Origin of the sequence: Pseudomonas sp. PI1 (genome assembly GCF_000812405.1) — a bacterium.
GTDB classification, from domain to species: domain Bacteria; phylum Pseudomonadota; class Gammaproteobacteria; order Pseudomonadales; family Pseudomonadaceae; genus Pseudomonas; species Pseudomonas citronellolis.
Window position 1 is genome coordinate 47,487 of the sequence record NZ_JWMC01000067.1, and the last position, 13,983, is coordinate 61,469.

11 protein-coding genes are annotated in these 13,983 nt (G+C 69.2%); 9 read left to right on the forward strand and 2 right to left on the reverse strand.

All coding sequences use genetic code 11. The features are described 5' to 3' along the window. Nucleotides 1–25 precede the first annotated feature (25 nt). The 4 genes from RN02_RS21720 to RN02_RS21735 are packed head-to-tail and all read left to right on the forward strand — an operon-like array spanning nucleotide 26 to nucleotide 6,213. Nucleotides 26–1,138: an AAA family ATPase gene (locus RN02_RS21720; RefSeq protein WP_043316727.1), complete on the forward strand. Its 1,113-nt coding sequence runs from the start codon at nucleotides 26–28 to the stop codon at nucleotides 1,136–1,138. After that, nucleotides 1,135–1,563, forward strand: a complete 429-nt coding sequence (locus tag RN02_RS21725) for a bpX5 domain-containing protein (protein WP_043316728.1) — start codon at nucleotides 1,135–1,137, stop codon at nucleotides 1,561–1,563. The genes RN02_RS21720 and RN02_RS21725 overlap by 4 nt, the downstream gene beginning before the upstream one ends. Then, nucleotides 1,560–3,398: a hypothetical protein gene (locus RN02_RS21730; protein ID WP_052267793.1), complete on the forward strand. Its 1,839-nt coding sequence runs from the start codon at nucleotides 1,560–1,562 to the stop codon at nucleotides 3,396–3,398. The genes RN02_RS21725 and RN02_RS21730 overlap by 4 nt, the downstream gene beginning before the upstream one ends. After that, nucleotides 3,391–6,213: a bpX6 domain-containing protein gene (locus RN02_RS21735; RefSeq protein ID WP_052267787.1), complete on the forward strand. Its 2,823-nt coding sequence runs from the start codon at nucleotides 3,391–3,393 to the stop codon at nucleotides 6,211–6,213. The genes RN02_RS21730 and RN02_RS21735 overlap by 8 nt, the downstream gene beginning before the upstream one ends. On the opposite strand, the gene RN02_RS21740 is transcribed toward RN02_RS21735, so the two are convergent. Further along, nucleotides 6,185–6,826, reverse strand: a complete 642-nt coding sequence (locus RN02_RS21740) for an HD domain-containing protein (RefSeq protein WP_043316730.1) — start codon at nucleotides 6,824–6,826, stop codon at nucleotides 6,185–6,187. The genes RN02_RS21735 and RN02_RS21740 overlap by 29 nt on opposite strands. A 275-nt stretch (nucleotides 6,827–7,101) precedes the next feature. Between RN02_RS21740 and RN02_RS21745 the strand changes: the two genes are divergently transcribed. From RN02_RS21745 to RN02_RS21765, 5 genes are all read left to right on the forward strand, one after another. After that, nucleotides 7,102–7,665, forward strand: coding sequence for a YfiR family protein (locus tag RN02_RS21745; protein ID WP_043272878.1), 564 nt, complete (start codon nucleotides 7,102–7,104; stop codon nucleotides 7,663–7,665). Further along, nucleotides 7,662–8,969 carry a diguanylate cyclase domain-containing protein gene (locus RN02_RS21750; RefSeq protein WP_043316732.1) on the forward strand — a complete coding sequence of 436 codons (1,308 nt, stop codon included), beginning with the start codon at nucleotides 7,662–7,664 and terminating at the stop codon, nucleotides 8,967–8,969. The genes RN02_RS21745 and RN02_RS21750 overlap by 4 nt, the downstream gene beginning before the upstream one ends. Then, nucleotides 8,944–9,447 (forward strand): OmpA family protein, encoded by a 504-nt coding sequence (locus tag RN02_RS21755; RefSeq protein ID WP_009621860.1) that lies wholly within the window; start codon nucleotides 8,944–8,946, stop codon nucleotides 9,445–9,447. Before RN02_RS21750 ends, RN02_RS21755 begins: the two co-directional genes overlap by 26 nt. Before the next feature lie 9 nt (nucleotides 9,448–9,456). Further along, nucleotides 9,457–10,563 carry a cell division protein ZapE gene (gene zapE / locus RN02_RS21760; RefSeq protein ID WP_043316734.1) on the forward strand — a complete coding sequence of 369 codons (1,107 nt, stop codon included), beginning with the start codon at nucleotides 9,457–9,459 and terminating at the stop codon, nucleotides 10,561–10,563. A gap of 117 nt (nucleotides 10,564–10,680) precedes the next feature. After that, complete coding sequence (locus tag RN02_RS21765; RefSeq protein ID WP_043316736.1) at nucleotides 10,681–11,181, forward strand: VOC family protein; 501 nt, start codon at nucleotides 10,681–10,683, stop codon at nucleotides 11,179–11,181. Nucleotides 11,182–11,466: 285 nt separating this feature from the next. Here RN02_RS21765 and RN02_RS21770 read toward each other — a convergent pair whose 3' ends face one another. Continuing rightward, nucleotides 11,467–13,926, reverse strand: a complete 2,460-nt coding sequence (locus RN02_RS21770; protein ID WP_052267788.1) for a TonB-dependent siderophore receptor — start codon at nucleotides 13,924–13,926, stop codon at nucleotides 11,467–11,469. Nucleotides 13,927–13,983: the final 57 nt, after the last annotated feature.

The window sequence follows — 13,983 nt, forward strand, 5'->3', positions numbered from 1 at the left end:
CCGCTTTGATCATCAAGGACGAACCATGGAAACCACCTTGCAGCATGCGGCCGCCCAGGTCCGACATGCGGTGAAACAGGCGACCTCGGGGCTGGTTGGCCGGGACCAACTGGCAGAATTGATCATTCTCGCCGCCGTTGCCGGTGAACATCTGCTGGTCATCGGGCCGCCGGGTACCGCCAAGAGCGCCGTGGTCCGGCGCGTAGCGCGAAGCATCGGCGGCCGCTATTTCGAATACCTGTTGGGGCGCTTCACCGAACCCTCCGAACTGTTCGGTCCGGTAGACCTGAAGAAGCTGCGCGAAGGCGTTGTGGAGACCGACACAAGCGGCATGCTGCCGGAGGCCGAAGTTGTGTTTCTCGATGAGGTCTTCCTCGGCTCCACTGCGATTCTCAACACCTTGCTCGGGTTGCTCAATGAAAGGCGCTTTCGCCGTGGTCATACCCAGTTGGAATGTCCGCTGCGGGTATGCGTCGGTGCGGCCAACGCGCTCCCGGACGACGAAGGCTTGGCCGCGTTCGCCGACCGCTTCCTGCTGCATCTCTTCGTCGAACCGGTGGCTGACCATCAACTTGAGGAGATGCTCGCCGGTGGCTGGAGCGCCCAGCGTGATCTCCAGGGTGCTGGCCTGGGGCTGTCTGAGTTGGACCAACTGAACAGGGCCGTTGCGAATGTCGATCTGGAGACTCTATGGCCCCTCCTGGCTGACGCCATCCGCCAATTGCGCGCTGCCGGCATCGGCCTTTCCGATCGGCGCATCGTCAAGTCGCAACGATTGATCGCAGCGGCTACCGTGCTGGCCGGGCGTCAGGTCGCTGGTGCGGGGGACCTCTGGCCGCTGCTCTACGCATTGCCCACCCGCGAGTTGCAGCAGCGCGGGCGCGAGGTGCTCGGCGACCGGCTGGCGGCCTCGAGCAACCCGCACCTGTTCAGCGCCGTCGAAGAGGTTTCCCTGCAGCCGCTGTCGCGCCTGTATCGCCTCGTCGAGCGGGCCAACCTGTGCCTGCAGTCCGCAGAGGGGGGCGCGCTGCGGGAAAGCGTGCTGCGGGAGATAGATGCCAATTTCACCCGGGAAACCTTGCCGGCGGAACTGCAGCCGTTGCGCCAGCGCCTGCTGGACATGGCGCCAGGCCCATGAGCGGGGTCGCCTGGCGCTGGGTGCCGCGCGATGCGCCCCTGCCGCCCTGCGCCGCGGTAGCTTGGCATGGGCTCGCCGGCGAGTTGCACCGGCACCTGTCGCAAGCCCCGGAGCAACGCCTGCGGGGGCTGCAGGCGCAGGCCGGGGAAGGCTTCCTCATCGTCACCGGGCCGGCCGAAGCGTTGCCCTGGCTCGACGGCATCGAGTACGCCGCGCCGTCCCCCCTGGCGGCCCGGCTCTGGTTGCCCACGGGGTGGCGTGCCGATGTTTGCGACGAATTGCTGGCCCAGGCGTTGGCCGCCGACGGTCCGTCGTGCCAGACGTTGCTCTGGCGGCGGCCGGCGGCGCGCATCGCACTGGATCGCCTGCTGCCGCTGACGCAGAGGCTGCTCGAGACCATCGAAGCGAGGTGGCGATGCCCATGAGCCCCGGACTGCCCGCCGCCTCGCCGACGGCGGGCGGCGAAGCCGAACTGCCGGCCGCGCTGCGCCCCTGGGCGCCCTGGCTGCAGGGGCTGGACGCGGAACTGCTTCCGGTGTTCGCCGACCTGCTCGGCCGCCTCGAACCGCTGTTGGGCGCCTGCCGTGGCTACGGCACCGGCGGCGAGCAGGAGCCCGACGGGGTAGCCGGCCTGCAGCGCCGCGGCGCCTACGAACGCTTGCTGCACAGCGAATGGATGCTCGCGCAGGAGTTGCCAGACGAATTCCTGCGGCGCGCGGCCACTGGCGAACACCTGTTCCTGGCGCGCCAGCCGCGTCGCCAGCGAGCCAGTCGCTGGATAGTCGCTTTGTTCGACGCCGGGCCGCTGCAGTTGGGCGCGCCGCGCCTGGCACACCTGGCTCTGGCGATCCTCCTGGCGCGCCGGGCGCGGGAAGCGGGAGCGGAGTTCCGCTGGGGCGTGCTGCAGCAGCCGGGTGAACTGCGCGGTCTGGATGACCTCGCTGGGCTGCGTGCGTTGCTGGGGGCGCGGACGCTGGACATCTGTACCCCGCGGCACTGGCAGGCGTGGCGCGAATGCCTAGCGGCGGCGCCCCAGGTGCCGGGGGAGTGCTGGGGCATCGGCTCCACTCCGGACGACTTCTGCAGCCATGGCGTCAGCATCGACGAAAGCCTGGACGGCAAGGCCCTTCAGGTACGCCTCGTCCCCGGCCGACAGGCCGAGGCCCGGCTTGCGCTGCCAGCAGGCGAGCTGGCCCGCCGGCTGCTCGGCGGGCATTTCCAGGCAGCTGTCCGCCGGGATGCCATCCGCCGTTCCGGCTGGCGGGTCTCGCTGAGCCTGCCGCCAATGATCTCGCCATCGGCGAACCAGGTTAGCGTCGTGCTGCTCGACGAGCCGGGCGTGTTGAACATCCGCATCCCCAGCGCTGGGCAGCGCAAGCCCTCTACGCCGCGGCGGCAGTTGTGGAGCGCCGGGCTGGAGCCACTGGCCATGGCCTTCACCGGCAAGACCGCGGGCGCGCTGCTGGCCGGCGGCGGCAAGCTGGCGTTCTGGAAGCTCCCCGGCCACTACGACCTGCCGCTGCCGCCCCGCGAAATCCTGCAGGCGCCAGTGGGCACGGCCAACCTGCTGCCTTGCGAGTTCTTGCACAATGGTGGCGAATGCCGCCTGTACCTGCTCGATGCCGCCGGGCGCCTGGGGTACTGGCGCATGCGTCACGACGACCCGCGGTTGTATCGGGTTGCGGAAAAGGTGCTGGGCCTGCAGCGTGCCGGCGAACACCAGTTCTTCTACCTGCTCGAGCGCTCCGGGCAATTGTGGCTGCAGCGGGTACTGGCCGCGCGCAATGTCCACCAGGCGGTTTTCGAGGAGCAGAACTGGCTGCTGGGCGATGCCGAAAAGGCCGACCTGGCACTGTTCTGCCCCTCTGCCCGGCGCAGCAACATGCTGCCCGCTTGTGCCGTACGCCAGGGGCGTGGTGGCCGTGAGACCTGGCGCCTGTACAAGGTGCAGGCCCTTCCGGGGGCCTGCGCCAGCCTCGAATTGCCACCTGGCGCCCGGGCGCTGGGCGTGCTGCTCGATGCCGATGACGATATCCCACAACTGGTAGTCCTGAGCGCCGACCGGAGGCACCTGCAATTGCACGGGCAGAAGGGCGCGCGCACCTTCTGCTCCAGCCCGGCGCGGATTGCGCGCGCCAGCTATTCGCCACTCGGGCGGGTAGTCGCCGTGCTGACCGAGATGCGGGAATTGCTGGTGTACTCGCTGGACGACGAGGCGATGTTGTTGAACCTGCAATGCAACGGAGTCGCCGATGAGTGAAACCAGGGCGGCGCCCATTCGCCATCCGTTGTGGCGTGGCCGGCAACCGCTGGACGGGTTCTGGCTGGATGCCGCGTACTTGGGCGAGGCGGCGCGTCGCGAGTTGCTGGTTCGCCATTGGCAGCCCGGGGCGCGGGCGTTCCGCTTCGCAGAGGGCGACCTGCTGTGCCTGGCGCAATCCTCTCCTGAACATTGCGAGTGCCTGCCGTTCTGGCCGCTGCGGCGGCAGGGCGGCGCACTCTGCTCCGCGCCGCTGGGAGAGGACGAGCTGGCGGGCCTGCCTCCGGCGGACCTGCATCTCGTGCGCGGCGGCGGCGTCGTCTCGCTGTCGTTGTCCAGCGCGGAACCGTTGCAGCCTGGCGCCTTCCTGGACCTGTCCGGGCTGGCGTGGGCTAAAGCCTTCGATTGTCGCGAGGCACTGCCGCAGCACATCGGCCAACCGCCCGAGACGGGGGCCGAACTGCACCATATCCTCGGCGCCCGGGTGGCGCCGAGCGAGGCGCGCCGGGCCTTCTTCGACAGGGCGGAACGGCGTGGGTCCGGTGCGCCCGGGAAGGAAGCCGCCAGTTTGCCGGGCAGGCAGCGGGCGCGTCCGCGGGTGCCCTGGCACCTGGCATTGCCGCTGGCGGCATTCTGCCTGGGCGCGGTCCTGCTCGACGGGGAACCCGGCCTTGGGCTGTGGCGGGGGCTGCTTTTCCTGCTGCCGTTGCTGCTCGTCCTGATGTGGCTTTCACGCCGGTTGCGGCGGACGCGAGCCTGGGCCGTGGTGCAGCAGATGGCTGATGAAGCTGCCGTGCCGCCCAGGAAAACCGCCACACCTCCGCCGCGTCTGCCGCTGTGGGAGCGCCTGCTGATGGTCAGCCAACTGCATCGCGCGTTGGACTTCCGCCAGGCGGCCTACCTGCGGCGCATGCTGCGGATGTTCGAGGACGGCCAGTTGGACGAGGCGCTGCGCCATGCGATCCCGCTGGGCGATGGCCGGCAGTCGCTGGGCGAGGCCCTGGCGCCGCCGCGCCGGCGCGAGCACCTGGGCCTGGGGCCCCAGGCCGGCCCGGGGCGGTCCCTGGCCTGCGCCGCGAGCCTGCAGGAGCACCTGCGCAAGCTGTACCGCGCCAGCTTCGACAAGCTGGACCGCGAGGGGCGGGTTGAGGAGGCGGCCTTCGTCCTCGGCGAACTGCTGCGCAACCACCAGGAGGCCCTGGACTATCTCGAGCGCCACCAGCACCTGGCCCAAGCCGCCGAGCTGGCCCTGGCCTGGGAGCGGCCCGCGGCGCAGATAGTTCGCCTGCTGTGCCTGGCCGGGGAGTGGCACCGCGCCGTGCAGATCGCACGGCGCGACAACGCCTTTGCCGATGCCATTGCGCAACTCGAGGGGCCCCAGGCGGAACTCGCGGCGCGCCTGAGGGGGGAGTGGGCCGAGATGCTGCATGCGCGCGGCGAGCTCCTGAGCGCCGTGCAGGTGGCCTGGGTGTCGCCGCCGCTACGCGACCGGGCCGCCGAATGGCTGCGAGCCGCCGAGGTCGCCGGCGGTGAACTGGAGGTGCAGGCCCTGGTGTTGCGGGCACTGTTGCTGCCGGACAGCCTCGAGCTCGATCGCGAACGTCTGGCGCGCTTGCGCGATGACCCGCAGCGGCATCTTGAGCGCCACGCGCTGGTCCTGGCGCTGTTGCAGCACAAGCATGGCAACGCAGCCCTGGCGGGGCTGGCCAGATGTGTCGCCCGGGCCAGCCTGGCGGACCAGGCCCGCGGCCTGTCGGCGTTGAGCGGCGAGCAGTTGCGCGGCCTGCTGAAACTGAGCGGCGACAGCCTGCTGCAGATGGACCTGCCGAAGACGCTGCTGCCGCGCCAGGAGCCCACGCCGCTCTGGGTCCCGGCAGCACTGCGGCAATGGTCGGCGCCGGCCGCTGGTAACTGGCCTATCTTCGACGCTGGGTTGCTGCCGGGGCGGCGCTACCTTCTGGCACTGGGCGAGAACGGTGTGCAACTGGTGGATGGCCGCGGTCGCAGCTTGAAGCGTTTCGCCGTTCCTGCACAGCGCCTGGTCATGGCCCACAACGGCCTGGTGGCGCTGGCGCTGGCACGGCGCGAACAACTGTGGCGGATCAGCCATCTCGATCTGGTGCGGGGCGTGGCACGCGAGCTCGGGGTACTGGACTTCGCGGTCTGCGCGGACACCTTCGACGGCACCGGCTGGGCGCTGGGACGGGGCCGGCAACTGCGCGTGGTCGATGTCGACCGGGACTTCGACACGCTCTGGCAGGTCGCCGACCTGCCGGGCAACCTGCATGCCCTGTCGGGCAACGCCCAGCTGCGGATAGTCCTGGTGGACACGGCGGAAGGCCTGGAGCGCTGGGCCTACCGCCAGCCGGAGCAGCGCCTGGTCGGCCGCGACCTGCTGTCGTCCGGCGGAGACTTCGGTGGTTGGGAGGTGCTCGGCCTCGATGGCGAACTGATGGTGTGCTGGCCGGGGGAAGGTGATTCGCTGCAGTTCCGTGGCCCTGATGGAAAGATTCTCACCGTCGATCTGCCCGATATGGAAAGCCGTCCCTGGCTGACCTTCGATGAGCAGTGGCTGGTGCTTCTGCATACCCGGGATAACGGGCGGACGGGTTGGCGTTTCATCCATCGGCCCAGCGCCCGAAGCTGTGCAACACTCGACTGGCCGCTGGCCGGCGAAGCGCAGTTGCGCCGTAGTGGCGAGGACTGGCTGATCTTCGACCAACAGGGACGCCTGGCGCATGTCGGGGTACGCCAGGGTGTCCTGCATGGCATCAGCCTGGGCAATCTCAGCCCGGCCAGGCCGAGTCGAGGATGATCCGGCAGAAGTCGGCGCGTTCGAACTGCGCGTCCTTCAGGGCCAGGACGTCGGCCTTGACGTTGCCGAAGGTGGTCTGCGGCTTGTCCTTGATGCCCTGGTAGAAGGCTTCGATGATGTCGTTCTTGAAGTCGCCGCCGCGCGGGTGGGCGGCCACCACGGCGTCGCGCACGGCTTCGGGGAACTCGGCGTAGTCGATGCCCAGCACGTCCATCTCCACCCCGGCGGTGACCAGGGCGATCTCCGCGCGCATGTGCTGCGGGATGCCCGGCGTGGTGTGCAGGGCGATGGCGGTCCACACGGTCTCCACGTCGCGCTCGGCGATGCCGTGGCTGCGCAGGAACCCGGCGGCGCAGTCGGCGCCGTCCACCTCGAAGCGCTCGCACTTGCTGCAGTAGCGCGGCAGCAGGCCCATGTCGTGGAACATGGCGCCGGCGTAGAGCAGCTCGGCGTCGTACTGCAGGCCCCGGCGCGCGCCGGCCAGCGCGCCCCAGTAGTACACCCGCGAGGAGTGGTGGAACAGCAGCGGGGTGGCGGTGTCGCGCACCAGTTCGGTGATCTCGCGGGCGAGCTGGCTGTCGGGGACTTTCACCCCTTGGATGTCGAGGGTCATGGCGGCCTCCTGGTGAGTGGTTGCGGCGCTGTGCTGCCGTGCCCTCATTGGAAGCCCGCGCCGCATTGGCAGCAATCGATCCAGAGAGCCAAATCCTGCCAAGTGAAGCCGATGCGCTGCCAACTGCTGGTAAGACTCCGCTGAAAATGACGTCATAAAACTGACGAAACTTGTTCCAGGTCAAGCTAAAAGTCAGTTCTACGTCACATTCCTGCCGCAATCCATTAAGATGCCGCGCGTGCTGTCGCCGTATTGGTACTCGCCGAGCCGTCATCGTGTCCTTCGTTTTTCCCTCCCTTCGTCCCGCACTGCTGCAGCGTGCCCTGGTACTCACCCTGTGGGTGCTGGCGGCGCCCCTGTGCCTGGCGGCTTCCGGCGCCGCGGACGGCGATGGCGCAGCCCTGCGCGGCATGCTGCTGGGCATCCTCAGCTACGTGCGCTGGCCGCGGGAGCCGCAGACCCTGGAGCTGTGCGTGCTGGGCGAAAGCGAATACGCCGAGGACCTGCTGCGCCGGGGCAGCCTGCTGCAGGCCAACGGCCGCCGCGTCGAGGTGCGCCGCGCGCAGGTGGACGACCCCGCCCTGGGCGAGCGCTGCAACGTCCTCTATCTCGGCCTGCTGGATGAGGCGCAGCGCCGGCGCGCGTTCGCCGGGGTCGCCGGGCACCCGGTGCTGTCGCTCAGCGAGCACGACCCCGACTGCAGCGTCGGCAGCGTGTTCTGCCTGGACTTCAGCGCCACGCCGCCGTCCTTCGCGGTGAACCTGGATTCGGTGGCGCACAGCGGCGTGCGGGTGCACCCCAACGTGCTCAACCTCGGCCGGCGGAGGGGCCAGCCATGAACCTGCCGCGCCTGACCGAGCGCCGCAGCACCCGGCGCAAGTCGCTGGGCCGCCTGCTGTACCGCGCGCACCTGGGGGTGGCCCTGGCCTCGGTGTGCATGGCCGGGCTGGCGGTGGCGGTGGTCGGCCTGCTCACCCTGCGCGCCTATGCCGAGCACAACCTGCACCTGATCGGCCGTTCGATGGCCTACACCGTCGAGGCCGCGGTGGTGTTCAACGACAGCGCCGCCGCTGAGGAAGCCCTGCGCCTGGTGGCCAGCACCGAGGAAGTGCGCCGCTGCGCCGTGTACGACGCCCAGGGCCGCCTGCTGGCGACCTGGGAGCGCGGCCACGGAGTGAGCGCGCTGCGGCATTTCGTCGGGCGCTGGTGGCTCAACCACGAGGAAGTGCAGCCCATCGTCCACGACGGCCGGCAGATCGGCGAAATCCGCCTGACCGGCACCGGCGGGCGCCTGCTGACCTTCCTGATCACCGGCCTGGGCGGCATGCTCGGCTGCCTGCTGCTGACCGCCCTGGGCGCCTTCTACCTGTCGCGGCGCATGGTCAGCCGCATCGTCACGCCGCTCGACCGCCTGGCCCGGGTGGCCCACGCGGTGCGCCGCGACCGCCAGTTCTCGCGGCGCGTGCCCTCGGCGCGCATCGCCGAGCTGGACGAGCTGGGCGGCGACTTCAACGCGCTGCTCGACGAGTTGGAAGCGTGGCAGCAGCACCTGGAGCGCGAGAACGCCTCCCTAGCGCACCAGGCCAACCACGACAGCCTCACCCACCTGCCCAACCGCGCCTTCTTCGAGGGCCGCCTGAGCCGCACCCTGCGCGAACTGGCCCAGCGCGGCGAGCAGGCGGCGGTGCTGTACATCGACTCCGACCGCTTCAAGGCGATCAACGACGAACTCGGCCACGCGGCCGGCGACCGGGTGCTGGTGGCCATCGCCGAGCGCATCCGCGGCCAGCTGCGCGACAGCGACCTGGTGGCGCGCCTGGGCGGCGACGAATTCGCCGTGCTGCTGGCGCCGCTGCCGGACAGCCGCGCGGCGCTGCGCATCGCCGACGACATCCTGGCCAGCATGGCGGCGCCCATCGCTCTGCCGGACGGCAGCAGCATCAGCACCTCGCTGAGCGTCGGCGTGGCGCTCTACCCGCGCCACGGGCGCACCCTGGCCGAGCTGCTGCACCGCGCCGACGGCGCCATGTACCAGGCCAAGCGCCGTGGCCGGGGCATGCGCAGCCTGGCCGGCGAGGACACGGATTCCAACACCGAGGACTACAAGGAGATAGCCCGTGATAGCCAAGCCCCTGAAACCTAGCCGTCTGTTCATCGGCCTGCTGCTGACGCTGCTGCTGGCCGGCTGCCAGACGCCGCCGGCGCCGCAGAAGGGGCTGAGCGCCGAACAGGTCGCAGCCCTCCAGCAGCAGGGCTTCCAGCTGGGCGACGAGGGCTGGGAACTGGGGTTGTCGAGCAAGGTGCTGTTCGGCAACAACGTCGACAGCATCGACCCGTCCAGCCGCGGCGAGGTCGAGCGCATCGGCCACGCGTTGCTGGCGGTGGGCATCGACAAGCTGCGTCTGGAAGGCCATACCGATTCCTACGGCGATGCGGGTTACAATCAGCAGCTCTCGGTGCGCCGGGCACAGTCTGTGGCCCAGGTGCTGGCCGGCATCGGCATGCCCCGGGACAACCTCGAAGTCATCGGCCGCGGCATGCAGCGCCCGGTGGCGGACAACAGTAGCGCCGCCGGGCGCATGGAGAACCGCCGGGTCTCCATCATCGTCCCGGCCGAGTAAGGAGTCGCCGTGGAGCGGTCTTCGCCATTGGCTGCCTACCGCCTCGCTGTGAGCGAGCGGGGGTTCGTCGAGGATGCTGCGCAATGGCACGCGGCACAGCGCCTGGAGGAATGCCAGGCGGCCCTGCACCGTGGCGAGCGGCCGTTGGGCGTGTACCTGTGGGGGCCGGTGGGGCGCGGCAAGACCTGGCTGCTGGACCGCTTCCACGCCAGCCTGCGGGTGCCCGTGCGGCGCCAGCATTTCCATCATTTCATGCAGTGGGTGCATCGGCGCCTGTTCCAGCTGTCCGGCACCGCCTCGCCCTTGCAGGCGCTGGCCGCCGAACTGGCCGGCGAGGTGCGGGTGCTGTGCTTCGACGAACTCTTCGTCAGCGACATCGGCGACGCCATGCTGCTGGGCGGCCTGCTGCAGGCCATGTTCGAGCAGGGCGTGGTGGTGGTCGCCACCTCCAACCAGCCGCCCCGGGGGCTGTACGCCGACGGCTTCAACCGCGAGCGCTTCCTCCCGGCCATCGCCGCCCTGGAGCGCCACATGCAGGTGCTGGCCACCGACGGCGGCCAGGACCACCGCCTGCACCCGGGCGCGCCGGTGCAGCGCTACTGGCTGTGCCGCGCCGGGGTGCCCAGCGCCCTGGGCTACGTGTTCGCCGCGCTGGCCGGCAGCGGCAGCGAGGCGCCGCTGGCGCTGGGCAACCGCGAACTGGCCGTGGTGCGCCACGGCCGCAGGGTGCTCTGGTGCCGCTATGCCGACCTCTGCGAGCGGCCCTGGTCGGCCCAGGATTTCATCGGCCTGTGCGACCGCTTCCACGCCATCCTGCTCGGCGACATCCCCGAGCTGGGCGGCGAGCGCCGCGAGGCGCGCATCGCCCGCGGCACCGAGGATGGCGCCCGGCGGGTGGTGGCCGGCGACCGCCAGTTGCCGGCGCTGTCGGCCCGGGACGACGGCGTGCGCCGCTTCATCGCCCTGGTCGACGAATGCTACGACCGTGGCGTGCCGCTGTACCTGGAGGCCGAGGTGGCGCTGGAGGCGCTGTACACCCAGGGCGGCCTGGAATTCCCGTTCCGCCGCACCCTGAGCCGCCTGCGCGAGATGCAGACCAGCCGCTTCGGCCGCTGAGCGGCCCGCGGGCGCGTTCGTCGGAGCTGTTCCAGACTTGTCGATTCCGCGTCCCGCCGGACGACCAGGAACAGGGCGCGGCCATGGTGGCCGCGCGTCCACACGAGGAGACAGCCCATGTCCCGCATCCAGCGCATCACCCCCTGCCTGTGGTTCGACGACCATGCGGAGCAGGCCGCGGCCTTCTACACGGCCATCTTCCCCAACTCGCGCATCGGCGCCGTCAGCCATTACGGCGAGGCCGGCCAGGAAATCCACGGCCGCTCGCCGGGCTCGGTGATGACCGTGGCCTTCGAGCTGGACGGCGTCGCCTTCACCGCGCTCAACGGCGGGCCGCTGTTCAAGTTCAGCGAGGCGCTGTCGCTGCAGGTGAATTGCGACAGCCAGGAGGAGATCGACCACTACTGGGAACGCCTGTCCGCCGGCGGCCCGGTGGAGGCGCAGCAGTGTGGCTGGCTGAAGGACAGGTTCGGCCTGTCGTGGCAGATAGTGCCGGCCATGCTCACGGACTTGATAGCCGGCCCGGCGACGGCGGCGTCGCAACGCCTGATGCAGGCGCTGCTGGGGATGAAGAAGCTGGATATCGCGGCGTTGCGCAGGGCCTATGACGGGGCGTGAGCTACGTACCTGTGCGCCGAGGTGCTTTTCGTAGGATGGGTTGAGCTTGCGATACCCATCGGACCATGGTGATGGGTATCGCTTCGCTCAACCCATCCTACAGGGGAATGGCGTGGGTGGGGGGCGTAGGAGATCTCATCCGCGAAACGCGCTGGGGCGTCCGGCCATCGCGGACAAGGTCCGCTCCTACGGGGAAGAAATACCGTGCCTCCCGGCAACCTGTAGGAGCGGGCCCTGCCCGCGATTCGCGCGCAGGGCGCGCTCCTACAGAGGAATGGCGTGGGCCTACCAGGCGTACTTGACGCTGGTCAGCACCGTGCGGCCTTCGCCCGGGTAGCACTCGGCGATGTCGTCGCAGGTGGTCACGTACTTCTCGTCGAGCAGGTTCTGCGCGGCGAAGGAGAGGGTGACGTTCTTGTTCACCGGGTAGCTCACGCCGGCGTCGTACAGGGTGTAGTTGTCGACGTGGAAGGTGTTGCCGTTGTCGCCGTACACCGAGCCGGTGTAGCGCACCCCGCCGCCGACGCTCAGGCCGTTGGCCACACCCTCGCGGAAGGTGTAGTTGAGCCAGGCCGAGGCCATGTGCTCGGGCACGTTGGCGAAGCGGTTGCCCTCGTCGCCGTTGTTGCTCTTGAGGATCTTGGTCTTGGTGTAGGTGTAGGAGCCCAGCAGGTCCCAGTGCTCATCGAGCTGAGCCTTCACCTCGGCCTCGATGCCGCGCGAGCGCACTTTGCCGGTGGTCTTCTGGAAGCCGGTGCTGACGCCGTTGAGCACCTCGTTGGTGAGCACGTTGGTCTTCTCGATCTCGAAGCCGGCGAGGGTCAGCAGGAACTTGTCGGTAGGCTGGTACTTCACCCCGGTCTCCCACTGGTGCGCGGTGCTCGGGTCGAAGGTGTTGCCGTTGCCGTCGATGCCGCTGTTGGGCACGAAGGACTCGGAGTAGGCCACGTACGGCGCCAGGCCGAAGTCGGTCAGGTAGGTCAGGCCGACGCGGCCGGTGAAGGCGTCGTCCTTGGCCAGGGTGTGGCTGCCGGCGATGTGGTCGTCGGTACTGCTGCGCACGTTGTCGTAGCGCCCGCCGAGGGTCAGCAGCCAGTTGTCGTCGAACCGGATCTGGTCCTGGGCGTAGTAGCCGACGGCGTCGATGTCCTGGTCGTAGTTGACCTGGATGGTGCTCGGGCGGTTGATGTTCAGGCCGTATTTCGGGTTGCTCGGGTCCAGCAGCAGCGGCAGGAAGTACGACAGGTTGGCCAGACTCAGGCTCTCGAAGTAGCGCTTGACGTCGGATTCGGTGCGCGAATAGTCGATGCCGGTCAGCAGGGTGTGCTGGATGCCCGCGGTGTCGAAGTCGAACTGCAACTGGTTGTCGACGGTGAAGGCGTTCATGTGCTCGTCCCAGCGCCGCGGCGAGCGCAGGACGTCGTTGGCCAGGGACGGGACCAGCGCGGCCAGGGCCGGCACGGCGCTCTGCACGGTGCCCAGCGGCAACATGTTGTTGAGGATGAAGTCGACCTGGCCGTAGCGCAGGTTCTGTCGGAACTCGACGTTGTCGTTGAAGCGGTGGCGGAACTGGTAGCCCAGGGTGAACTGGTCCTGGTACGAGTGGTTGAAGCTGTGGTCGCCCAGCAGGGTGTTGTCGGTATGGCCGTATTGCGGGGTGTTGACCGCGATGGTACCGCCGCTGTCGTCCTTCATGAAGCTGCTGAGAAAGGTGAAGCTGGTGTCTTCGTCCGGCGCCCAGGTGAAGGACGGGGCGATGTAGTAGCGATCGTCCTTGACCTCGTGGCCGTCGTCGTACTCGAACTCGGTGTTGGATTTGCGCACCACGCCGACCACGCGGTACAGCAGGCTGCCGTCGTCCACCAGGCGGTCGCCGATGTCGAAGCGGCCCTGGATGCGGTCGTGGTTGCCGAAGCCCAGTTCCACCTCGTGCACGCCGGCGGCGGTGGGCAGCTTGCTGACGCGGTTGATGATGCCGCCGGCGTCGCCCAGGCCGAACAGCGTGGAGGAGGGGCCGCGGACCACGTCGATGCGCTCCAGCGCATAGGGCTCGGTGCGGAAGAAGGTGTAGCTGTTGTTCAACTGGCGCAGGCCGTCGAGGTAGTCGCTGGTGGTCTGGCCGTTGAAGCCGCGGATGAACAGCCAGTCATAGCCCTTGGGGTCCTGGCCGTAGGTCTCCACGCGCACGCCGGGCACGTAGCGCAGCGCCTGGCTGACGTTCTGCACGCCCTGGGCGTCCATCTGCTTGCGGGTGATCACCGAGACCGACTGCGGGATTTCCAGCAATGGGGTATCGGTCTTGCTCGCGCTGGTGCTGGTACGCGGTACGTAGCTGTCGGTGCCTTCCGGGGCGGCGGTGACCACCTGGGCCGGCATCGCCAGGGTGTCGTTGCCGGCGGCGTCGGCGCCCAGCAGGGTCACGCGGCTGCCGTCGACCTGGTAGCGGATGCCGGTGCCGCGCAGCAGTTGCTCCAGCGCCCGCGCCGGCTCCATCTCGCCGTGCACGCCGGGGCTGCGCAGGTTCTGCACCTGGGCCTGGTTGAAGATGATCTGCAGGTGCGCCTGGCTGCCGAGGTTGGTCAGCGCCGAGGCCAGCGGTTGCGCCGGGATATCGATGCGCACCGGCGCGGCGAAGGCGCTGGTGGCGCTCAGGGTCAGGCCGAGCGCGGCGGCGCCGACCAGGCGGGCCAGGGGGCTGCGCTTGCTGTGCAGGGGCTTGCGGTTCACTGGGACACTCCTATCCATGCAGTTTTGTTATTAATGCGAATGATTAGCCTTCTATGACGCAGCTACCGGAAAAAA